The 19,424-nt window shown below is 71.0% G+C and carries 22 protein-coding genes; 12 read left to right on the forward strand and 10 right to left on the reverse strand.

Annotation, left to right across the window (positions count from 1 at the left end):
* The 4 genes from D7X55_RS16910 to nagZ all read left to right on the forward strand — a co-directional run.
* Window positions 1-1,008: MoxR family ATPase (locus D7X55_RS16910; RefSeq protein ID WP_199746990.1), on the forward strand; the 1,008-nt coding region annotated here is incomplete at its 5' end.
* A 13-nt stretch (window positions 1,009-1,021) separates the two neighbouring features.
* Window positions 1,022-1,903 carry a DUF58 domain-containing protein gene (locus D7X55_RS16915; protein ID WP_120549391.1) on the forward strand — a complete coding sequence of 294 codons (882 nt, stop codon included), beginning with the start codon at window positions 1,022-1,024 and terminating at the stop codon, window positions 1,901-1,903.
* Window positions 1,900-3,999, forward strand: coding sequence for a BatA domain-containing protein (locus tag D7X55_RS16920; RefSeq protein WP_120549390.1), 2,100 nt, complete (start codon window positions 1,900-1,902; stop codon window positions 3,997-3,999). The genes D7X55_RS16915 and D7X55_RS16920 overlap by 4 nt, the downstream gene beginning before the upstream one ends.
* Window positions 4,000-4,505: 506 nt before the next feature.
* The gene (gene nagZ, locus D7X55_RS16925; RefSeq protein WP_407921770.1) at window positions 4,506-5,570 is read left to right on the forward strand and encodes a beta-N-acetylhexosaminidase; all 1,065 of its coding nucleotides are present in this window, start codon (window positions 4,506-4,508) and stop codon (window positions 5,568-5,570) included.
* Here the strand turns inward: nagZ and D7X55_RS16930 are convergent.
* The 4 genes from D7X55_RS16930 to D7X55_RS16945 all read right to left on the reverse strand — a co-directional run bounded on the left by D7X55_RS16930 (window position 5,567) and on the right by D7X55_RS16945 (window position 7,961).
* Complete coding sequence (locus tag D7X55_RS16930) at window positions 5,567-5,947, reverse strand: hypothetical protein (protein WP_147442785.1); 381 nt, start codon at window positions 5,945-5,947, stop codon at window positions 5,567-5,569. The two genes, nagZ and D7X55_RS16930, sit on opposite strands and share 4 nt — an antisense overlap.
* Before the next feature lie 136 nt (window positions 5,948-6,083).
* The gene (locus D7X55_RS16935; RefSeq protein WP_121723598.1) at window positions 6,084-6,605 is read right to left on the reverse strand and encodes a hypothetical protein; all 522 of its coding nucleotides are present in this window, start codon (window positions 6,603-6,605) and stop codon (window positions 6,084-6,086) included.
* 238 nt (window positions 6,606-6,843) lie between these two features.
* Window positions 6,844-7,398, reverse strand: a complete 555-nt coding sequence (gene bcp / locus D7X55_RS16940) for a thioredoxin-dependent thiol peroxidase (RefSeq protein WP_233609887.1) — start codon at window positions 7,396-7,398, stop codon at window positions 6,844-6,846.
* 65 nt (window positions 7,399-7,463) lie between these two features.
* Window positions 7,464-7,961 (reverse strand): hypothetical protein, encoded by a 498-nt coding sequence (locus tag D7X55_RS16945; RefSeq protein WP_199746991.1) that lies wholly within the window; start codon window positions 7,959-7,961, stop codon window positions 7,464-7,466.
* 57 nt (window positions 7,962-8,018) lie between these two features.
* On the opposite strand from D7X55_RS16945, the gene D7X55_RS16950 reads away from it, so the two are divergent.
* The gene (locus D7X55_RS16950) at window positions 8,019-8,660 is read left to right on the forward strand and encodes a hypothetical protein (protein ID WP_120549386.1); all 642 of its coding nucleotides are present in this window, start codon (window positions 8,019-8,021) and stop codon (window positions 8,658-8,660) included.
* A 21-nt stretch (window positions 8,661-8,681) separates the two neighbouring features.
* On the opposite strand, the gene D7X55_RS16955 is transcribed toward D7X55_RS16950, so the two are convergent.
* Entirely contained in the window at window positions 8,682-10,004 is a 1,323-nt protein-coding gene (locus D7X55_RS16955; RefSeq protein WP_120549385.1) for a response regulator, read from the reverse strand.
* Window positions 10,005-10,129: 125 nt separating this feature from the next.
* Here D7X55_RS16955 and D7X55_RS16960 point away from each other — a divergent pair, with 125 nt between their 5' ends.
* From D7X55_RS16960 to D7X55_RS16970, 3 genes are read left to right on the forward strand one after another with little or no spacing between them, the layout of a single operon-like run.
* On the forward strand, window positions 10,130-10,465 hold the full coding sequence (locus D7X55_RS16960; protein WP_120549384.1) for an MXAN_6627.5 family MYXO-CTERM protein: 336 nt from the start codon (window positions 10,130-10,132) through the stop codon (window positions 10,463-10,465).
* A 57-nt stretch (window positions 10,466-10,522) separates the two neighbouring features.
* Complete coding sequence (locus D7X55_RS16965; RefSeq protein ID WP_120549383.1) at window positions 10,523-11,563, forward strand: class I SAM-dependent methyltransferase; 1,041 nt, start codon at window positions 10,523-10,525, stop codon at window positions 11,561-11,563.
* A 51-nt stretch (window positions 11,564-11,614) separates the two neighbouring features.
* Complete coding sequence (locus tag D7X55_RS16970; RefSeq protein ID WP_120549382.1) at window positions 11,615-12,202, forward strand: Uma2 family endonuclease; 588 nt, start codon at window positions 11,615-11,617, stop codon at window positions 12,200-12,202.
* Here the strand turns inward: D7X55_RS16970 and D7X55_RS16975 are convergent.
* The 4 genes from D7X55_RS16975 to D7X55_RS16990 form a co-directional block, all read right to left on the reverse strand.
* Window positions 12,182-13,066: a tetratricopeptide repeat protein gene (locus D7X55_RS16975; protein ID WP_121723594.1), complete on the reverse strand. Its 885-nt coding sequence runs from the start codon at window positions 13,064-13,066 to the stop codon at window positions 12,182-12,184. The two genes, D7X55_RS16970 and D7X55_RS16975, sit on opposite strands and share 21 nt — an antisense overlap.
* Window positions 13,053-14,138 (reverse strand): MBL fold metallo-hydrolase, encoded by a 1,086-nt coding sequence (locus tag D7X55_RS16980; protein WP_121723595.1) that lies wholly within the window; start codon window positions 14,136-14,138, stop codon window positions 13,053-13,055. Before D7X55_RS16980 ends, D7X55_RS16975 begins: the two co-directional genes overlap by 14 nt.
* Window positions 14,111-14,686 (reverse strand): hypothetical protein, encoded by a 576-nt coding sequence (locus D7X55_RS16985; RefSeq protein ID WP_120549379.1) that lies wholly within the window; start codon window positions 14,684-14,686, stop codon window positions 14,111-14,113. Before D7X55_RS16985 ends, D7X55_RS16980 begins: the two co-directional genes overlap by 28 nt.
* A gap of 75 nt (window positions 14,687-14,761) precedes the next feature.
* Complete coding sequence (locus D7X55_RS16990; protein ID WP_121723596.1) at window positions 14,762-16,252, reverse strand: PLP-dependent aminotransferase family protein; 1,491 nt, start codon at window positions 16,250-16,252, stop codon at window positions 14,762-14,764.
* 68 nt (window positions 16,253-16,320) lie between these two features.
* Between D7X55_RS16990 and D7X55_RS16995 the strand changes: the two genes are divergently transcribed.
* From D7X55_RS16995 to D7X55_RS17010, 4 genes are all read left to right on the forward strand, one after another.
* A complete protein-coding gene (locus tag D7X55_RS16995) occupies window positions 16,321-16,638 on the forward strand; it encodes a hypothetical protein (protein ID WP_233609888.1) in 318 nt (105 codons plus the stop codon).
* A gap of 80 nt (window positions 16,639-16,718) precedes the next feature.
* Window positions 16,719-17,207: a hypothetical protein gene (locus D7X55_RS17000; RefSeq protein WP_120549377.1), complete on the forward strand. Its 489-nt coding sequence runs from the start codon at window positions 16,719-16,721 to the stop codon at window positions 17,205-17,207.
* A gap of 49 nt (window positions 17,208-17,256) precedes the next feature.
* Window positions 17,257-17,472: a hypothetical protein gene (locus tag D7X55_RS17005; protein WP_120549376.1), complete on the forward strand. Its 216-nt coding sequence runs from the start codon at window positions 17,257-17,259 to the stop codon at window positions 17,470-17,472.
* Window positions 17,473-17,511: 39 nt separating this feature from the next.
* Complete coding sequence (locus D7X55_RS17010) at window positions 17,512-18,045, forward strand: RibD family protein (protein ID WP_233609889.1); 534 nt, start codon at window positions 17,512-17,514, stop codon at window positions 18,043-18,045.
* Between the two features lie 7 nt (window positions 18,046-18,052).
* On the opposite strand, the gene D7X55_RS17015 is transcribed toward D7X55_RS17010, so the two are convergent.
* Window positions 18,053-19,424, reverse strand: a 1,372-nt coding sequence (locus tag D7X55_RS17015) for a DNA/RNA non-specific endonuclease (protein ID WP_306437731.1), incomplete at its 5' end; no start/stop codon positions are given.

Raw genomic sequence — 19,424 nt, forward strand, 5'->3', positions numbered from 1 at the left:
CCTCTCCCCCCGTCCGACGCCACCCCCGAGGACCTGCGCGCCGTCGAGGAGCTTGCCCAGGCCCGCAACGCCATCGTCGAGCAGATCGAAAAGCGCGTCGTCGGCCAGCGGGACGTGGTGGAGCACCTGCTCATCTCGCTCTTCAGCCGGGGCCACTGCCTCTTCGTGGGCGTGCCGGGCCTGGCGAAGACGCTGCTCATCTCCACGCTGGCGGACGTGCTCAACCTGTCCTTCAACCGCATCCAGTTCACGCCGGACCTGATGCCGTCGGACATCACCGGCACGGACATCCTGGAAGAGGACAAGACGACGGGCCGCCGCTCCTTCCGCTTCATGCAGGGGCCGCTGTTCGCGAACATCATCCTCGCGGACGAGGTGAACCGCACGCCGCCCAAGACGCAGGCCGCGCTGCTGCAGGCCATGCAGGAGTACCGCGTCACCGCCGGTGGCCGCACGTACCCGCTGGAGCTGCCCTTCCTCGTCTTCGCGACGCAGAACCCCATTGAACAGGAGGGCACCTATCCCCTCCCCGAAGCGCAGCTGGACCGCTTCATGTTCCTGGTGGACGTGGGCTACCCCACGGCGGAAGAAGAGGTGCAGATCGTCAAGAGCACCACCGCCGGCGCGCCTCCGAAGCTGGAGAAGATTCTCTCCCCCGAGCGCATCCTCGCCCTGCAGGAGCTGGTGCGCCGCGTGCCGGTGCCGGACCACGTGGTGCGCTACGCGGTGGAGCTGGTGCGCCACACGCGCCCCAAGGAGCCCGGCGCGCTGGACTTCGTGGCGAAGAACGTGGGCTGGGGCGCGGGGCCTCGCGCGAGCCAGTACCTGGTGCTCGCGGCCAAGGCGCGCGCCATCCTCAACGGCCGCTTCGTGGCGACGGTGGAGGACGTGCGGGCGCTGGCGCGGCCCGTGCTGCGCCACCGCGTGCTGCCCAACTTCACCGCGGAGAGCGAAGGCATCACGTCCGTGAAGCTCATCGACCAGCTCCTCACGGTGGTGAAGGGCTAGGGACCTCCATCCCATGTCGCTGCTCGACGCCCAGACGCTGTCCCGCCTCCAGGGCGTGAAGCTGCGCGCCCGCGCCGTGATGGAGGGCGTGCTGTCCGGCCTCCACAAGAGCCCCCATCAGGGCCAGAGCGTGGAGTTCGCCGAGCACAAGGAGTACGCCCCCGGCGACGAGCTGCGCCACCTGGACTGGAAGGCCTACGGCAAGTTCGACAAGTACTACGTCAAGCGCTTCGAGCACGAGACGAACCTGCGCTCGGTGATGGTCGTGGATGCGTCCGCGTCCATGGGCTACCAGAGCGGCCCCCTGTCCAAGCTGGACGTGGCCAAGACGCTCGCGGGCGCGCTCAGCTACCTGCTCGTGCGCCAGCAGGACGCGGCGGGCCTGGCCGTCATGGTGGGCGGCGCGTTCAAGGACGTGCCGCCCCGCGCCTCCGCCGGTCACCTCAACGTGCTGCTGGACGCGCTGGAGCACACGCAGCCCAAGGGCCCCACGGACCTGGGCAGCGCGGCGGATCATCTGGCCGAAGTCCTGCCCCGGCGCTCCACGGTCATCGTGCTGTCGGACCTGCTGGATGAACGGCAGGAGGCGCTCAAGCGCATCCTCGCGCTGCGGCAGCGCAAGAACGACGTGGCGGTGTTCCACCTGGTGGACCCGGCGGAGCTGACGTTCCCCTTTGACGACCCCACGCTCTTCCTGGACATGGAGGGCGAGGGCCGCATCGAGGTGAACCCGCGCGAAATCAAGCAGAGCTACCTGGAGGAGTTCGGCGCGTTCCTCGCGGACGTGAAGGCGAAGTGCGCCGAGGCCGACGTGGACTACGAGTTGGTGCGCACCGACGAGCGGCTGGATGAGGTGCTGCTGCGCTTCCTGGGCCGCCGAGGGAGGCGCCGGTGACGTTCGGCAATCCGTGGTTCCTCCTGGGCGCGCTGGGTGCGCTCATCCCCGTGCTGGTGCACCTGTTCGACCGGCGCCGGCCGAGGGCGCATCCCTTCGGGCCGCTCGCGTTCGTGCTGCGCAGCCAGAAGCGCACGGCGAGCCGGCTCAAGCTGAAGCGGCTGCTGCTCTACACGCTGCGCACGCTCATCCTGCTGGCCATTCCCATCGCGCTGGCGCGGCCGGAGTTCACCCGCGACGCGCAGGCGGCCACGGTGACGCGCGGGCCGGCGGCCACGGCGGTCATCCTGGATGCGTCGCTGTCCATGCGCTGGTCGGACGGCACGTCCAACTTCGAGAAGGGCCGCGACGAGGCCCGCGACGCGCTCAAGGACCTGCTGCCGGAGGAGCCCGCGACGGTGATGGTGTGCACGGGCTCGCCGGAAGCGCCTCCGCCGCCGGGCTTCGACCGGGCGCGGTTGCGCGCGCTGGTGGACGAGGCGAAGCCCACCTACGGCACGGCGGACCTGTCGCGCTGCCTGGACATGGCCGCGCGGTCACTGGAGGAGAACCCGATGCCGGGCAAGCGCCTGGTGGTGGTCTCCGACATGACGGTCTCTGGCTTCCGGCTGGAAGCGCCGCCGCCCACGGTGAAGGGGCCCACGGGCGCCATGGTGAAGCCGGAGGTCGTGCTGCGCGACGTGGCGTCCGGGCGCGAGTCGCTGGACAACCACGCGCTGGTGGACCTGCGGGTGGAGCCCGCGCTGCAGGCGGGGCCTCGCGCGTACCAGTTCACGTTCACGGTGCGGAACTTCGGCACGAAGCCGGCGAAGGACCTGGAGGCCGCGGTGCGCGTGGGCGAGTCCACGCTGGCCAAGGGCTTCGTGGACGTGCCCGCGGGCGGCACGACGCAGAAGACGCTGACGGTGCGCTTCCCGCAGGGCGGCACGGTGGTGGGCCAGGTGACGCTCGCGCCGGACGCGCTGGCGGAGGATGACCGGCGGTCGTTCGTGCTGCCGGTGCCGCGCGGGTTGAAGGCGCTGGTGGTGAACGGCTCGCCGCATGCGACGCGCTACCGGGACGAGGCGTTCTTCGTGGACGCGGCGCTCACGTCGCCGGGCTCGCCGGTGGACGTGGCGGTGCGCGACGCGGAGGTGGGGCTGCGCGAGGACTTCAGCGCGTACGACCTGGTGCTGCTGCTCAACACGGCGGCGCCGTCGGAGGACGAGGCGCGCAAGCTGGCGACCTTCGTGGAGAACGGCGGAGGCCTCTTCGTGAGCGTGGGCGACCACGTGAACCCGGAGGCGTACAACTCACGGCTGGGCACGCTCCTGCCGCGTCCGCTGCGCCTGGTGCGCACGAGCGCCGAGCGCGAGGACCCGGACGCGGAGACGAAGACGGCGAAGCTGGCGCAGGTGAAGGTGGACCATCCGCTGTTCGCGCCGTTCACGGGCCGCGCGGAGGAGGGGCTCATCGGGGCGCGCTTCTACAAGTACATGCTGCTGGAGGCGGACAGCCCGTCCGCGCCGGGCGGAAGCCAGGTGCTGGCCACGTACGAGGACGGAGCGCCCGCGGTGGCGGTGGCGCGCCGGGGCAAGGGGCGCGTGGCGCTGTTCACCAGCACGGTGGACCGCGACTGGAGCGACTTCGCCATCCGCACCAGCTTCCTGCCGCTGATGCAGCGCTTCGCCGCGTACCTCACGGGCTCGCTGGAGGAGCGCGAGGAGGTGCGCGTGCGAGTGGGCGAGTCCGTGACGCTGCGCCCGGAGGGCACGCAGAAGGTGGCGGGAGTGCGCGCGCCGGACGGCAGCGAGTTGCCGGTGAAGGCACAGCCGGACGGTTCGTTCGTGGCGGGCCCCACGGTGGAGCCGGGCGTGCATTCCGTGCTGGGCGCGGACGGGAAGCCCGTGGCCGCGCTGGACTTCGCGGCCACGTTGGACCCTGCGGAGAGCGACCTGACGCGCGTGCCGCAGGACACGCTGACGGCCTACTTCGGTGAGGACACGGTGAAGGCCTCCACGGGAGACGCGGACAAGCCCTCGGTGCCACTGTGGACGTGGCTCATCCTGGCCGCATGCCTGGCGTTCTTCTTCGAAGGCACCCTGCTCCGGAAGTAGCCCCGCCCCGGGCGCGCTTTTCCAAAACCTGTCCGACTGTCGGACAGGTTTCCACAGCTCGGCTCGGCTGGAGCCCCATCCCCGCCGCGGCCTCTCAACCTGTCCAACTGCCCGACAGGTTTCCGACGCCCGGCCGTGACGAGCGCGGTCTCAGCCACGGTCCTCCTAACCGGGCCGACTGTCCGACAGGTTTCCGCAGCCCAGTCGGACCGGCGTCGGTCCTTCAAAACCTGTCCGACTGTCGGACAGGTTTCCGCAGCTCGGCTGGACCGGGCTGCCCACCCGGCCATCGGCCTCCACCAACCGGTCCGGCTGTCGGACAGATTCGGGTGGTGTGCCGCGGGCGGGGGCTCTGCCTGGAAGACCGGGAGCCGGCCCGCTTCGCGCCCTGACAGGCAGCCGACGCTCGGGATGCGCTCGCAGTGCCCCATGGGCGGCGGGCTCTGCCACACTGCGCGGCCGTGAGCCCTGCTTCCGCCCTCTATCGCGACTGCGCCCGCCTCTTCATGGTGGGCTTTCCTGGCACCCGCATCGACGCCGACCTCGCGTCGCTGATGGACGACGGCATCTACGGCGCCATCCTCTTCAAGCGCAACGTGGGCACCGCGGCGGAGACCGCGGCGCTGTGCCGTGACATCAAGACGCGCGCGGGCCGCCCTTTCATCCTGTCCGTGGACCAGGAAGGCGGCCGCGTGGCGCGCCTTCGCGGTGAGCCCTTCACGTCCCTGCCTCCCATGCGCGAGCTGGGACAGCGCGGCGACGAAGCCCTGGCGGAGCGCGTGGGCCGGCTGCTCGCGCACGAGCTGCGCGCCGTGGGCTTCGACTGGGACTTCGCGCCCGTGCTCGACGTGGACACCAACCCGACCAACCCCGTGATTGGCGACCGCAGCTTCAGCCGTGACCCGGTGGAAGTGGGCCGGCTGGGCGTGGCGCTCGCGAAGGGCCTGGAAGCCGGTGGCGTGGCGTCATGCGGAAAGCACTTCCCCGGCCACGGCGACACGACGACGGACAGCCACCTCACCCTGCCGAAGCTGCCGCACGACCTGGAGCGCCTGCGCCGCGTGGAGCTGGTGCCGTTCCAGGCCTTCGCGAAGACGGGCCTCGCGTCGCTGATGACCGCGCACGTGCTCTTCGACGCGCTGGAGCAGGGCGTCCCGGCCACCATGAGCCACCGCGCGCTGCACGACCTCTTGCGCAAGGAGCTGGGCTTCGACGGCGTGGTCGTCTCCGACGACCTGGAGATGAAGGCCATCGCGGACCACTACTCCGTGGCGGAGGCCGCGGTGCAGGGCACGCTCGCGGGCGTGGACCTGTTCCTCGTGTGCCACAAGGCGGACGTGCAGCGCACCGCCATCGAAGCGCTGGTGAAGGCGGTGGAGTCCGGCCGAGTCCCGCGCGAGCGCATCACCGAAGCGCACCGGCGCCTGGACGCGCTCGCCGCCCGCTTCGCGCACCCCGCCGAGGACCGGCTCGCCACGCTGGGCGACGCGGAGCACCGCTCGCTGGCCGAGGGCCTCGCCAGTGCCTTCACCGGCAAGGACCCCACGGAGGTCATGCTCGCGTCGCGCTAATCGACGGCGTGCCTGGAGCCCAGCTGGGAGCCCTGCCCCATGGGGCCCTGGAAGCGGTCCGCGCCGCCCCGGTCTCCGGGCACTGGCTCCTGCGGCGTGGTGAAGCCCGGCGCGCCAATCTGGTTCTGCTGGCCCTGGTGGGCTCCGCGAGCCTCCGCCTCCGGCTTCAGCGGCAAGCCCTTCGCGTCCGTGGGCGTGGCCGCTCCGGAGCCACCCGTTCCCGGCGGCGCGGGCTGCTGCGTGTTGGCGACGCCTTCGTAGGCGCCTCCCGTGCGCGGCATCGTGGGCTTGTCGCGGTTGCAGCCGGGGCCGACCAACGCGGCCGTCGCGGCGCACACCGCCACCAGCGTCCAGTGATGAAGTCTCTTTGAGTGCATGGCCTGCTCCCTCCAGAAGCCGTCATGGCCTCGACAGAAGGAGTGGCCACCCCAACGCCCCACCGGGAGTGGCGGGGCTGGAGCACGGACGCCCGCTGGCACGCTGGCCGGCGAGCGTCCCTGTACCGCCGTCCAACTACCGGTTCTGCAGGTAGATGGGCGGGCTGACGTAGGCGTAGGGCGCGTCGAAGCCGCGCGTGCCCTCGTTCGCCGTAGAGACGTTCCAGCCGCCCAGGCCGTCCGCCGCGGGCGAGTACATCGCCCCGCCCAGCACGCCATAGCGGTGCGCCATCATGCCGCCCGAGTCGTCCCACTTGGAGTTGTTGGACTTGCCCGCCGTGGCCGGCGTGCGCGGGTCGATGCTGGAGCCGATCTTCCCGATGGTGGAGTTGTAGCCCCGGTCCACCGTCAGCACGTGGGCGGGCAGCTTCGCGGCCGCGTCGCCGTGGTGCGCGTCAGCGGGGTTCTCATGCCCCTGCTGCTCGGCCACGTTGTAGACGGCCTCCGGCTGCGTCCCACGCTGCGCGAAGGCATTGCCTCGCGGCTCATCCGGCTGCCTGCCACCCGTCTCCGGCAGCCCACCACAGGCCGTGCCCAGCAGCACGCCCGCCGTCAGCGCCGCCGTCGCCATCCACCGCTGAATGCCTCGCTCGCGCATGTTCATCGTCTCCGCCATTCCTGAGGAATGGTCATGCCGTCCTCGCCAACCACCGGGCATCCACCCGGGGGCTGGCCCTGCCGGCCGCCCGCTGTCCGGCCCGGAGGCCGGCAGGGCTTCATGGTGAACGGCCAGCCCCGCTCGGGGAGAGAGAGGCCAGCCACGGGCGCAGGCATACACGGTCCCGGCCTCCCTGTCCTGCCAGGAGTGCACCGGCGCCCGCCACCCACGCCCCCCGTCAGGCGCGAGTCCCCTTCCGGGCCGCGCTCTTCGCCGCCGGGGCCTTCTTCGCCGCCGGTTTCTTGACAGCCGCCGGCTTCGGCTCGGCCGCGGGGCCGCCCTGGACCGTGGACAGCACCTCCGCGACGTGGCCGGCCACCTTCACCTTGGGCCACACGCGGACGACCTTGCCGTCCGGGCCAATGAGGAAGGTCGCGCGGATGAGGCCCATGAACTTGCGGCCATAGAGCGACTTCTCCCCCCACACGCCGTACGCGTCCGCCAGCGCGTGGTCCGGGTCCGCCAGGAGCGAGAACGGCAGCCCCTGTTTCGTGGCGAACTTCTGGTGGGACGCGACGCTGTCCGGCGACACGCCCAGCACCACCGCGCCGGCCTTCACCAGCGCGGAGTGCTCGTCGCGGAAGTCGCACGCCTCCGTGGTGCAGCCGGGGGTCGCGTCCTTCGGGTAGAAGTAGAGGACGACGTGCCGCCCCTTGAACTGCGAGAGGGAGACGGTGGCGCCGCTCTGGTCGGGGAGCGAGAAGCCGGGGGCCTTGTCACCTGCTTGGGGCATGGGCATGCGTCGGCTCCATACCCAGACCCCGAGGGCTTCTCAACTCCACGCGCGCCGCGAGGACGTCAGTGCGCGGCCTCGCCCGGCGGATGGACCTCTTCGCCCGGCGGGTGACTGTTGGCCTCCAGCTTCACGAGCTCCGCCTGGCACTCATCCAGCGCGCCGCGCAGCAGCTTGCGCGTGGGCTCCGAGCGGGACTCGCCCATCTTCTTCGCGAGCGCTTCACACGCGGCGCGCTTGGCCTCCACGTCGCTGGCGCCCTTCCCCGTCGCGCCGGGCCGGGCCAGGGGCCGGGGCGGAATCTCCTCGCGCGCGGCCTTCAGCGCGGCCAGGCGCTTCTCGGCCTCCGGGCGGGCCTTGGAGTCCTTGGGGACGGCCTCGAACTGGGCGGAGACCTCCGTCCACGCCGGGTCCTGGGCGGAGAGCTTCTGGTTGATCAGCTCCTGGTAGCGGTCCTCGGCCTTCTTCAGCTGCTCCGGACCGGGGTCATTGGAGCAGCCCGACAGGGCGAGCAGTCCCGCGAGCAAGAGCGCGGCGGAGTGTCGGCGATGGGCAATGCGCATGGTGTAGGACGTCCTCCTGCTGGCCACAGGGTTAAACCACGGCTAGGGTGCGCCGTCGTGGCTCCCATCCTGCTCGCCTTCCTGCTCGGTCTGACCCAAGGCATGCTCCATGCGTTGGGGCCGGACCACTGCGCCGCCATGGCCACGCTCGGCACCCTGGGCGGCGGCCGGCGCCGTGTCGCCCTCATGACGGCGCTGCGCTTCGCGCTGGGTCACGCGGCCATGCTGGGCGGCATCGCGGCGGTGTGCCTCTTCGCGGGCGTGGGCCTGTCGGAGACCTTCGAGCGGTGGGCCGAGGTGTTCGGCGGCGCGGTGCTGGTGGCGCTGGCCGTCACCGCCCTGCTCTTCCCGCACAGCCTGGACCACGGCCACCCGCACCTGCCCGGCCACGACCGCGAGCCGCACGAGCACGTGCACACCGTGAGCACCGCCGCCGGCGCCTTCATGGCCGTGAGCGGTGTGCGGTCGCTGCTCATCGCGCTGCCGCCGCTCCTGGTGGGCGGAAGCATGAGCCTGTCCGCGTGGACGTACCTGCCCGGCTTCGCGCTGGGCATCCTCATCGGCATGGGCGCGGTGGGCCTGCTCTTCGCCGAGGGGCTGTCCCGCGCCAACGCGCGCATCAGCCTGTGGATCCAGCGCGGCGTGGCGCTGGGCTCCGGCGCGCTGGGCCTGTTCTGGATTGGCTCGCGGCTCGTCTGAAGTGACGCCGCGGCGCTCCTGCTACGAGCGCTTGTCCAGGATGCCCAGCGCCATCATGGACACCAGGAAGCCGTAGACGACGTGCTCCGGGCGGTTGGCGAACGCGAGCAGCTCCGCCACCACGCGGTTGCCGTCAATCTTGGGCAGCAGCTCCGCCTCCCAGCGCTCCAGCTCCACCTCGTTGAGGCCATAGGCGGGGGCGACGGCGGGGATGAGCCGGTCCTCGGGCTGGAGCAGGCGGCGCAGGCGCTCCGGCTTGTAGAGCTTCTTGATGCCCCGGACGATGAGGTTCGCCGGGTGCACGTCCAGCTTGATGGACTCCGCGGAGGCCTTCTCCTTGAAGCTCATCACGTACGTGCCCTCCTCCCAGGAGAAGACCGAGTAGATGATGGCCTTCACCTGCTGGCCCACGTAGTACAGCCGCTCCGTGTCCTTGAGCAGGCCGCGCTCCACCAGCACGTCGCCGGTGCGCCGGTGGCTCTGCGCGGCGACGGCGGACGCGTCCTGGAGCTGCTCGGGTTTGATCTTCCCCACGCGCACCAGGAACTGCCCGAAGCGGTCCGCCAGCAGGTTGGAGAGCGCGAACACCGGGGTGCCGTTCTCGAAGTAGACGACCTTCTTCACCTTGCCGCGCTGCACGCCCAATTCGCCCGTCTCGCGGGACAGGTAGAAGGCGGTGAGCAGCGACGGGAGGTTGTCCCTCAGCTCACCCCGGCGGCTGCCCGGAGCGCCCGCGCCCACGGGCAGCGGATCCGGCGGGCGGCCCGGCGTGGGGGGCCGCACCTGGGTGGTGGACACCTTCTGCATGGGCGTGGCGGTGAGGTTGGCGCCGCGGATTTCGGCCGTGAGGTTGCCGCCGCCGGTGACCTTGATGCGGCCGGTCAGCTCCATGACGTCCTGCGGGCCCTCCTCCTCCACGTCGATGTCCAGCTCCACCTCGAAGGCGTCCTGCATGGAGGCGGCGGGGACCTTCTTCTCCGCGGGCAGCACCTTGGCCACCGCTTCCAGCAGCTTCTGGGCCTCGAAGGGTTTCTCGAAGTAGCCGGCGGCCTGGTACTTCTGGCGCGCCTCGGTGGCGTGCTTGCCGCCCTTGAAGACGCCGGTGATGAAGAGCAGCGGCAGCTGGGGGTTGTCCTTCCGCAGCGTGTCCGCCAGGTGGTAGCCCATCATGTCCGGCAACAGGATGTCCAAAACGGCACAGCCGGGCGGCTGGGCGCGGGCCGCCTCGATGGCCTGCTTGCCACGGCTGGCGCCCACGACCTCATACCCGGCGTCCTCGAACAGCTGCGTGAGGAGGGAGAGGAGCTCCTGGTTGTCGTCCACGACGAGGATTCGAGGCGCCATCGCGGGGGGACCGTAGCAGATTCAGGCCCCTGGGCGGCCAGCGTTTCCAGGGAACCCCGGAAGGCCGCCCGCTTCAGACGGTGGATGCAAGCGCCCCGCTGGGGCGTTAGGGTGGCGCCCGCCTCATGTCCTCCCTCTTCTCCCGCATCATCCCCCCGGCAGGACTCCTGGCCGGGCTGCTCCTGTTCTCCCCCCTGACGGTCCTGGCGCAGGAGGGCCCGCCGCCGGACGCGGGCCAGCCGGACGATCCCAACTCCCCGGAAGGGGACGACCAGACCGGGCGCGTGCCCACGGACTGCCGCAGCACCAGCGACTGCGCGCCGCGCTTCAGCTGCAACTCGGGCAAGTGCAAGTACACCGGCATCCGCCAGGCGGAGACGCAGGGCTGTCTGCTGGGGCCACAGGCGGCGCTGATGGTGCTGGGCGTGGCCGCCGTGGCAGGCTCGCGGCGCCGCCGGTAGCCGGCGGGGCCATCAGACCCACACTCCCCACTCCCCCTCTCCACGGAGCGACGCGCGATGCGGCTGGGCCTGAAGGCGGACAACCTCCTGGAGCGGGTGGCGGACTTCCTCAACCTGGCGCCGCAGCCCTTGGCGCATGCGTTCTTCGGGATGATGGCGTCGCGCACGCTGATGGCCGGGGCCCGGCTGGGCGTCTACGCGGCGCTGGCGGACGGCGCGGCGACGGCGGAGGCGCTGGCGGCGCGGCTCAAGACGAGCACCGAGGGCATGCGGGCGCTCCTGGAAGCGCTCATCGCCTGCGAGGTGGTGGAGCTGCACCGGGGCCGCTTCCGGCTGGCACCCCGGGCGCGGCGGTGGCTGGACCCGCGTTCGCCGCAGTCCATCACGGCGTTCCTGGAGTTCAACTACGCGCAGTGGGACTGGTGGGGGCAGCTGGAGAACGCGGTGAAGAGCGGGCAGTCGGTGGACATCCACCAGTTCGCTCCGGACGACCCGCGCTGGCGCGACTACATCCAGGCCATGTACCAGCTGGCGCGGCTGGCCTCGCCGGAGGTGGCGGCGAACATTCCCCTGCCCCGCGGGGCACGTCACCTGCTGGACCTGGGGGGCGCGCACGGCTGGTACGCGGCGGAGCTGTGCCGGATGCACCGGGGCTTGAAGGCCACGGTGGTGGACCTGGAGGGCAGCGTGCGCGTGGGGCGGGACATCATCGCCCAGGCGGGGCTGTCGCACCGGGTGACGCACAAGGAAGGGGACGTGCTGCACGCGGAGCTGGGCGGGCCGTATGACGGCGTGCTGCTGTTCCAGGTGATGCACCACCTGACGCCCGCGCAGAACGTGGCGCTCCTGAGGCGCGTGCGCGGCGCCATGGTGTCGCGGGGCACGCTGGCGGTGCTGGAGTACCTGCGCGAGGAGCGGGAAACGGCAGGCACGTCCGCGCCGCTCATCGGGCTGCACTACTTCCTGACCTCCGGAGCGGCGTCGTACACGCCCGCGGAGGTCGAGGGCTTCCTGGATGACGCGGGTTTCAAGGTGCAGAGCACGCGGCCCATCCGGCATCTGCCCCTGCAGACGTTGATCATCGCGCAGCCGGACTGACGGTCCGGAGGCCTGCTTGTCAGACGGTGCTGCTAACCCCACACTTCGGGCATGGCCTATGGCGCGAAACCCCTCGAAGGTCCGGCGACCTTCGCTGACATCGAGGCCCTGCCCGAGGGCGTGGTGGGCGAGATCATCGATGGGACGCTGTATACGCAGGCACGGCCGCGTGCCGCGCATGGCTATTTCGAGTTCAGGCTCCTCCGGGAGCTTGATGAGCCTTTTCAATTAGGTGAGGACGGACCGGGCGGCTGGTGGATCATGTCCGAACCCGGCATCCGGGTGGGTGGCTCTCCGGAGTTCATCCCGGACCTCGCGGGTTGGCGGCGCGAACGGGTACCCCTGATGCCCAATGGGCAGTGGACGGATGTCCCGGACTGGGCCTGCGAGATCCTGTCGCCGTCCACTCGGGCGTACGACACGCGCATCAAGCGGCCGTTCTATGCGCGCATCGGCATCAAGCACCTGTGGTTCGTGGACCTGGATGCTCGCACGCTCACCGTCAGCGAGCTGCGGGACGGGCTCTGGGTAGAGGTCGGCGTCTACGGCGAGGAGGATGACCTCATCCGCGCCCCGCCCTTCGAGGAGCGGGACCTGCGGCTGGGCTGGCTCTGGAAGTCACTTCCGCCTCCGGGCTGACGCGGCCCGCTCGCGCTCCAGTTGGAGTTCTCGCTCGACGACCTCGCGGTGGAACTTCGCGAAGTTCACGGGCTCCATCAGACGCAGGCCCGGGTTCGGACCCGCGTGTTCGAGGATGGCGTCCAGCGCGCCCAGTGCCTCCGGCAGGAACTCCTCCTGGAGCAACACGAGCGCTCGCCCCATGAGGGCGGTGGACACCAGGGCGCGGATCCTCGGGTCCGGGTCCTCGCAGTGGCGCACGTCCACTTCGTCGAATGCCTCCAGCGCTTCGTCCACGTGCCCCAACCCCTGGAGCGCGATGGCCCGCCCCAGCATCACCGCCGCGGTCTGCTCCACCAGGAAGGGCTCGGGGCTTCCGTCGTATTCCTTCAGCAGCGCCTCGGACTGGCTCAGCGCCTCCTCGAAGCGCTGCCCCTGGTTGTGCGCGGCGATCACCGACGTCCGCGCCATCTCCACCGGAATGCGCAGGTCGGGCCGCTGCTGCGCGGACGCCTTGAAGCGGCTCAGCATCCGCTCCAGCCAGTTGCTGGCCATCTGTTCCCGGTCCAGCTCCAGGAGGACGCGCGCGCGGTACAACATCGCCCACGCGACGCCCTCCCACAGCTCGGGCCTGCGCGGACTCCAGAAGCGGCGCTCCACTTCATCGAAGTGGACCAGCGCCTCCTGGAGCATCCCCTTCTCTCCAATCGCCGCGCCCCGGTGCCCCAGCGCCCGCGCCACCTGGAGCTGGAGCTCCGGCACCTTCGACAGCGTGAAGCGCCGGTACACCTCGTCACAGAGCGGAATCGCCTCCTCCAGCTCCCCCGAGCGGATGCACGCGCGCGCCCGGTCCATCTTCGCCTTCGCCTCCTCAACGTCCGGCATCGGCCCGCCCATCCGTCCCCGGCGCCAACGGCGGCACGTCCCGGCCCTCGCCGAAGCCCAGCGCCCAGAAGCGCGGCCGCATCTCCTCCTTCAAGAGCAGCCGCAGCAGCAGGTACTTCGCTTCGTCCTGGCCGTCCCACGCCATGGGGAAGGTGCCGTAGTGCATCGCCACGGACGTGCTCGAACTCAGCACGCGGTGCGCCTTCAGCGCGTCCTCCGGCCCCATGTGCACCGGGTGCAGGACGCGCGGACGGAACGCGCCAATGGGCAGCACCGACAGGCGCATGGGCCCGAAGCGCTCGGCGATGCGGTCGAAGTGTGGTCCCAGCCCCGTGTCACCCGCGAAGAGCACCGGGCCTCCGGACGTCTCCAGCACGTAGCCCGCCCACAGCGTCTCCTCCTGGTCCGTCAGCCCCCGGTTGGACCGGTGCTGCGCGGGCACCGCCCACACCTTCAACCCCTGTGGTCCGCCCTTCGCGGCCTGCCACCAGTCCAGCTCCTCCACGCGCTGGAAGCCCTCGTCCAGCAGCAGCTCGCGGTTGCCCAGGCCCACGAGGAAGAGCGGGTGGTGCGCGGCCTCCAACTGCCGCAGCGTGGGCAGGTCCATGTGGTCGTAGTGGTTGTGGCTCACCACCACGACGTCGATGGGCGGCAGGTCCTCGAAGCGGATGCCCGGAGGCCGCACGCGCCTGGGGCCCACGAAGGACACGGGGCTCGCCCGCTCTGAATAGATGGGGTCCGTCAACACGTTCACGCCGTCCGCCTGCAGCAGCACCGTGGCGTGGCCGATGAACGTCACGCGCAGCTCGCCCGGGCCCACGCGCTCCGGCGGCTTGGGGCCCGCGGGCTCATCCACATAATCACGCCACGGGCCGCGCCTCTCCTCCATCACGGCGGCGATCAACGTGAGCGGAGACAGCTTTGGCGCGTCGCCGATGTTCTGGAACGACTCGCCGTCGAAGTGGTCCGTCACCGGGCCTCGGTGCACGGTGCCGGCGAAGCAGCCGGTGAACAGCGCCAGGGCCAGCACGGGCCACAGCCGCGTCACTTGATGACGATGGTCCAGTCGCATTCGAAGGGCTCTCCGTCGAGGGTGGGCAGCGTGTAGCGCGAAGCCTGGATGCTGCCGAGCGCCTGCGCCAACAGGTCCGGAGGTAACGTCGCCTCGCGCACCTCGCACTGCTGGGGCACGCCGCCCTGCACCAGCCGGCACGTCACGCGCACGTGGTGCTTGCGGCCCTCGCGCCAGTGCTCGAAGGCCTCCTGGAACACGGGGTCGTCCGGCGGACCGCCGCGCACGCGCCGGGGTTCCCTCACGTGCTGGGCCAGCCACGAGCAGGCGTCCTTCACCTGTCCGTCGCACGCCTTGCCCATCAGGGACAGCGCGCGCAGCCGCTCCGGGCCTCGCGCGTTCGTGGCCAGCAGGGTGAGCGCCTGGTCGAAGCACGTCTTCGCCGTGCGCACCGTGCAGTCCTCCGTGGCGGCCGGAGGCGTGCCCGAGGCGAAGGCGCCCACGGGCGCGGGGCGCATGCGGTCCTCCGTCACTCGCGCGGGGTCGCTGCGCCGCGGCCCGCATGCGGACAGCAGCACCAGCGACAGGAGGAGGGAGCGCCAGGTCATGGCGCCATCGTAGACGGCTCGCGCCCGGGAAGGGATGTCAGTGCTGAGCGGTGGCCGGGGCCTCGTACAGCCACGTCAGCGCCGGCGCGCGGCCTCCAGGGCCCGGGCCAGGGTGCGGGTGCCTTCCCGGAGCGCGTCCGGACGCACGCCACCGAAGCCGAACACGAGGCCTGCGTCCCTGCGCCTGCCCAGGAAGTAATCGGACAGGGCCGCGACCTCCACGCCCAGGCGCGCGGCCTCGTCGCGGACGCGCAGGTCGGACAGCGGCGCGGCGAGGGACGCGCACAACTGCATGCCCGTGTCACACGGACGTGGCGCCAGGACGCCCGAACATTCAGAGACCAGCGCATCCACCAGGGCTTCACCGCGCTCGCGGTAGGCCGCGCGCATGCGGCGCAGGTGACGGGCGAAGTGCCCCTCCGCGAGGAACCCGGCGAGCGCGGCCTGTTCCATCATGGAGGCCGGCGCGGATCCGGCGGCGCGCGCGGCGGAGAAGAGGTCCACGAGCGAGGGCGGCACGACGAGGAAGCCCAGGCGCAGGCCGGGGAACATCGACTTGCTGAACGTGCCCACGTAGACGACGCAGCCCGCGTCATCCAGTCCCTGGAGCGCGGTGAGCGGGCGGCCCCGGTGCCGGAACTCGCTGTCGTAGTCGTCCTCGATGATCAGCGAGCGGGTGCGCCCGGCCCACTGGAGCAGCGCCATCCGCCGCGCCAGGCTCAGCGTGACGCCCAGCGGGTACTGGTGCGAAGGAGCCACCAGCGCCACCCGCGCCCGAGGCGCACGCGCAAGGCCCGCCGCCACGTCGAGCCCGTCTCCATCCACGGGGATGGGCACCGGACGTCCTCCGGCGGAGAGCACGGCGCGACGGACGCCGGGATAGCCGGGGTCCTCCACCCAGACGGAGTCACCCGGGTTCAGCGCGAGCCGGAGGACTTCATCGAAAGCCTGCTGGGTGCCCGCCGTGATGAAGACCTGCTCCGGGGAGCAGCGCACGCCTCGCGACACGGACACATGGGTGGAGATGGCTTCGCGCAGCGGCGCATGGCCCGAAGGGTCCCCGCCGTCGAGCAGGCCCGTGCTCGCGCGAGCATGGACGCGGGACACCGTGCGGGCCCAGAGCGCGGTGGGGAACAGGTCCAGCGCGGGCACACCGGGCCTGAAGGCACGAGGCGCGGCGCCCAGACGCGGTGCACCGACTGGCGCGGCCTTCGGCATCCGAGTGGAGGCAGCGAGCCGCGGCCCTCGCGACGAACGGTTCACCAGACTCCGGCTCCGGTCTTCGAGCGGACCGGGCAGCTCCGGTGCGACGCGGGTGCAGGAGCCCGCGCGGGCCACGAGGTAGCCCTCCGCAGTGAGCGCATCCAGCGCCTGGAGGACGGTGCTCCGGGCCACGTCCAGCTCGGTGGCGAGCTGCCGGGAGGACGGAAGCCGCAGCCCGGGCGCCAGCGCTCCGGCGAGGATGCGCGCGCGGATGCCCTCGAAGAGCTGTTCGTGGAGCGGCGTGGGGCTTCGCGCGTCGAGCCGCAGAAGGAGCGAGGACGCGACGCCGGTGGAGGTCTTCAACTGGTAGGGCCGACTCTGGTGGAAGTGGTCTTCATGACCCTACCAGTTCCCTGGCAAGGATGGGCCTCATGCCGCCCCAGCCCTCCTGCTGCTCGGTCTTCGAGCTGCGCCAGTACACGCTGCATCCCGGTCAGCGGGACGTCCTCATCTCGCTCTTCGACCGGGCCTTCATCGAGTCGCAGGAAGCCACCGGCATGCACATCGCCGGTCAGTTCCGCGACGAGGACCGTCCGGACCGGTTCGTGTGGATGCGAGGCTTCCGCGACCATGGTGGACTCCGACAACGTCCTGCTCTTGCGGCCGGTCACCCAGCTCCCGACCGAGCCCGCGGAGAACACCTTCCCCACCCTGCCCGTGCGCACGGGCGCCGCTCCAGCCGTGGCTGAGCGCCCCGCTCGAACACCTGACGTTGTCCCCCACCGCGCGCTCCGAGCTGCGCTGACTGTCTCTCCGAAAGGACTCACCCATGAAGCCTCTTCCTCCCCTGCCCACGGGCGACGTGCACGACTTCGACTTCCTCATGGGCGAATGGACGTGCGTGAACCGGAAGCTCAAGCAACGGCTGGTGGGCAGTGACGACTGGGACGTGTTCACGTCCAGGATGCGCTGCCAGCCCCACCTGGGCGGCCTGTCCAACGTGGAGGAGACCGTCTTCGAGCGGGGCTTCTCCGGCATGGCGCTGCGCCTGTTCGACGCGAAGGAGCGCCGCTGGTCCATCCACTGGATCGACAGCCGCCACGCGGTGCTCCAGCCGCCCGTGCACGGAGGCTTCACCGGAGACCATGGCCGCTTCCATGGCGAGGACACCGAGGGAGGCCGTCCGGTCCAGGTCGTGTTCCATTGGACGCGCCAGGGCCACGACCGGGCACGGTGGGAGCAGGCCTTCTCCCTGGACGGTGAGACCTGGGAGACCAACTGGGTGATGGAGTTCACCCGCGTGACAGCCAACGGATGAACGCCTCCGTGGCTGGACCTCCCACAAGCGTCTCTGATTGAGTGCGTTCATGCGCCAACTGCTCGCCGTCATTCCGCTGTTCGCTCTGACTGGCTGTTCCTATGTGGGCATCGGCTCCACTCCAGGGACCCGGCTGGGCAGCACGTCCAGCACGCAGCCCGTGTCCATCCGGGTGGGCAAGACGGAGTCCGAGCCCCTCAAGACGCCGGAGGCCGAAAAGTCCTCCACCGCCGAGGCCTCGGACGATCCCGGCGCGACGCAGTAGCGGCTCGCGGGATTGTGAACGGAGTGTGGCCGCATCACCATGGAGGACTTCGCCGCGGAAGGGCCCGTGTCCAAGCCCGCGCCGGCGTCTCCCCTGCCCCGCACGGACTTCGTCGCGCGCAAGGACGCGGAGTCCTACGCCATCGCGCTGGATGCCCACGGCAAGCTGAACTGGGAGTCCGGCGCCATCGATGACGACCACCTCGTCGTCGTGCTCACCGAGTCCGTTCCCGACGCGCACCTCGCCCACCTGCGCGAGCGCGGCGTCTCCTATCTCTTCGGCGGCAAGCAGGACATCGACTTCGCCCGCGTGCTGGAGAAGCTCGGGGACACCTTCGGCATCCAGCGCGTGCTGCTGGAGGGCGGCGGCGGCATCAACGGGTCCTTCCTCGGCGCGGGCCTCATCGACGAGGTGAGCCTCCTCATCCATCCCACCGCCGACGGCCTGACCGGCACGCCCACCCTCTTCGACCGGCCCCAGGGCTCCACGGGCGCGGGCGCCGCGCTGGAGCTCACGCACGTGGAGCGCCGGGACTCCGGCATCGCGTGGCTCCGGTACCGCGTGAAGCGCTGAAGCGGCCTTAGTTGCGCAGCAGCGTGGCGGACTCGTAGAGGCTCTGCTGCTGGAAGACGCCCGCGGCGGAGGTGTCCTTCTCCAGCTTCTCCTGCACGCCCTTGGGCAGCTGCGCGTAGAGGTCCTGGCCCAGCAGGCCTTCAATCTGGTCCACCGGCACGCGCGACTCCTGGAGCAGCGGGAGGATGTCCTCCTTCTTGGACGGGCCCTCCGCCTTGTTCGGCACCATGTACGCGAACATCGACAGGTTGCCGTTGGGCAGCTCCAGCAGCACCGTCTTGAAGTTGTGCGTGGGGACCGCGATGCGCCGGTCCTCCTTGGAGCCCGTCGTCTGGAGGGACTCGGGCGGCAGCGGCTTGCCCTTGTCGTCCAGGTACAGGTTGCCCGTGACGATGTAGGCCTTGCCGCCGGTCTCCTTCACCATCTCGGACACGCCGCGCTCCAGCGTGCGCCACACCTGCTGGTTGTGGTTGCCGTGCTGGGGCGCGATGTTGCTCATGAGGTGGCTTTCGTTCATCGCCGCCTGCGTGGGCGAGTCCTCGGCCGGCTTCATGTGCCCCCGGTCGAAACCGGTGTTGTTGTAGTCGGCGTCCACCACGCCGCCCTTCAGCTCCGGGTCGCGCACGAAGGTGCTGTCCAGCCGGCTGACGTCCGCGGGCGTCTCCTTCACGTCCGCCGCGGACAAGAGGTAGCTCACGAACGTGGGCACGTTCTTGTCCGTGTCCATCAGCGTGCGCGAGTAGTCCTTCACCAGGTTCAGCCCGGGCGTCGCGCCGCTTCCGCCCACGCCCTGGAGCGGATCCACTTCGCCGGCCACTTCCGCCACGCGGCTCTGGAAGGCGGCCATCTGCTGATCCGGCACCCACTGCGTGTTCGCGGCGGTGCCCGTGCCCTTGGCCTGGTTCGCCTTGGACGCGTTGATGTAGGCCGTCAGCTCGTCCGCGGACAGCTGCCCGTCGCCGTTGCCGCCCAGGAGGTCCGCGCGCTTCGCCACGGACTGCTGCCAGGGGCTGTCGAAGCTGTCCACGGACGCGGCCTGCGCGCCGCCCTGGAGCTTCGCGTCGAGCGCCGCGCGCTGCTGCTGGAGCGCCGTGGAGGTGAGGAACTGCGCGTCGGTGGGCGCGGAGAGGTAGGACTCCAGCTCCGCCGCGGACACCTGGCCGTTCGCGGAGCGGCTTCCGTCCGCGCCCTCGTCCGCCGCTTGGAGCAGGCGCCCCTGCCAGCTCTCATCCGTCCAGCCGAACTTCTGCTGGAGGTCGGAGATGGCCACCTCCTTGGTGGCGGAGCGCTTCCAGCTTCCCCCCGTGGGCGCCACGACGTTGGCGGCGGGGGCGTCCGCTCCGGCGGGCACCGCGGTGTTCGCGGGCGAGGAGGTGGGG

The organism is Corallococcus sp. AB049A (assembly GCF_003668885.1).
GTDB lineage: Bacteria > Myxococcota > Myxococcia > Myxococcales > Myxococcaceae > Corallococcus > Corallococcus interemptor.

Excerpts from the sequence above, each read along its gene's own strand:
- D7X55_RS16915 (WP_120549391.1), top strand. The coding sequence starts at position 1,022 with ATGTCGCTGCTCGACGCCCAGACGCTGTCCCGCCTCCAGGGCGTGAAG.
- nagZ (WP_407921770.1), top strand. The coding sequence starts at position 4,506 with ATGGTGGGCTTTCCTGGCACCCGCATCGACGCCGACCTCGCGTCGCTG.
- D7X55_RS16930 (WP_147442785.1), bottom strand. The coding sequence starts at position 5,947 with ATGCACTCAAAGAGACTTCATCACTGGACGCTGGTGGCGGTGTGCGCC.
- D7X55_RS16935 (WP_121723598.1), bottom strand. The coding sequence starts at position 6,605 with ATGCGCGAGCGAGGCATTCAGCGGTGGATGGCGACGGCGGCGCTGACG.
- bcp (WP_233609887.1), bottom strand. The coding sequence starts at position 7,398 with ATGCCCCAAGCAGGTGACAAGGCCCCCGGCTTCTCGCTCCCCGACCAG.
- D7X55_RS16945 (WP_199746991.1), bottom strand. The coding sequence starts at position 7,961 with ATGCGCATTGCCCATCGCCGACACTCCGCCGCGCTCTTGCTCGCGGGA.
- D7X55_RS16955 (WP_120549385.1), bottom strand. The coding sequence starts at position 10,004 with ATGGCGCCTCGAATCCTCGTCGTGGACGACAACCAGGAGCTCCTCTCC.
- D7X55_RS16960 (WP_120549384.1), top strand. The coding sequence starts at position 10,130 with ATGTCCTCCCTCTTCTCCCGCATCATCCCCCCGGCAGGACTCCTGGCC.
- D7X55_RS16965 (WP_120549383.1), top strand. The coding sequence starts at position 10,523 with ATGCGGCTGGGCCTGAAGGCGGACAACCTCCTGGAGCGGGTGGCGGAC.
- D7X55_RS16970 (WP_120549382.1), top strand. The coding sequence starts at position 11,615 with ATGGCCTATGGCGCGAAACCCCTCGAAGGTCCGGCGACCTTCGCTGAC.
- D7X55_RS16975 (WP_121723594.1), bottom strand. The coding sequence starts at position 13,066 with ATGCCGGACGTTGAGGAGGCGAAGGCGAAGATGGACCGGGCGCGCGCG.
- D7X55_RS16980 (WP_121723595.1), bottom strand. The coding sequence starts at position 14,138 with ATGCGACTGGACCATCGTCATCAAGTGACGCGGCTGTGGCCCGTGCTG.
- D7X55_RS16985 (WP_120549379.1), bottom strand. The coding sequence starts at position 14,686 with ATGACCTGGCGCTCCCTCCTCCTGTCGCTGGTGCTGCTGTCCGCATGC.
- D7X55_RS16995 (WP_233609888.1), top strand. The coding sequence starts at position 16,321 with ATGCCGCCCCAGCCCTCCTGCTGCTCGGTCTTCGAGCTGCGCCAGTAC.
- D7X55_RS17000 (WP_120549377.1), top strand. The coding sequence starts at position 16,719 with ATGAAGCCTCTTCCTCCCCTGCCCACGGGCGACGTGCACGACTTCGAC.
- D7X55_RS17005 (WP_120549376.1), top strand. The coding sequence starts at position 17,257 with ATGCGCCAACTGCTCGCCGTCATTCCGCTGTTCGCTCTGACTGGCTGT.
- D7X55_RS17010 (WP_233609889.1), top strand. The coding sequence starts at position 17,512 with ATGGAGGACTTCGCCGCGGAAGGGCCCGTGTCCAAGCCCGCGCCGGCG.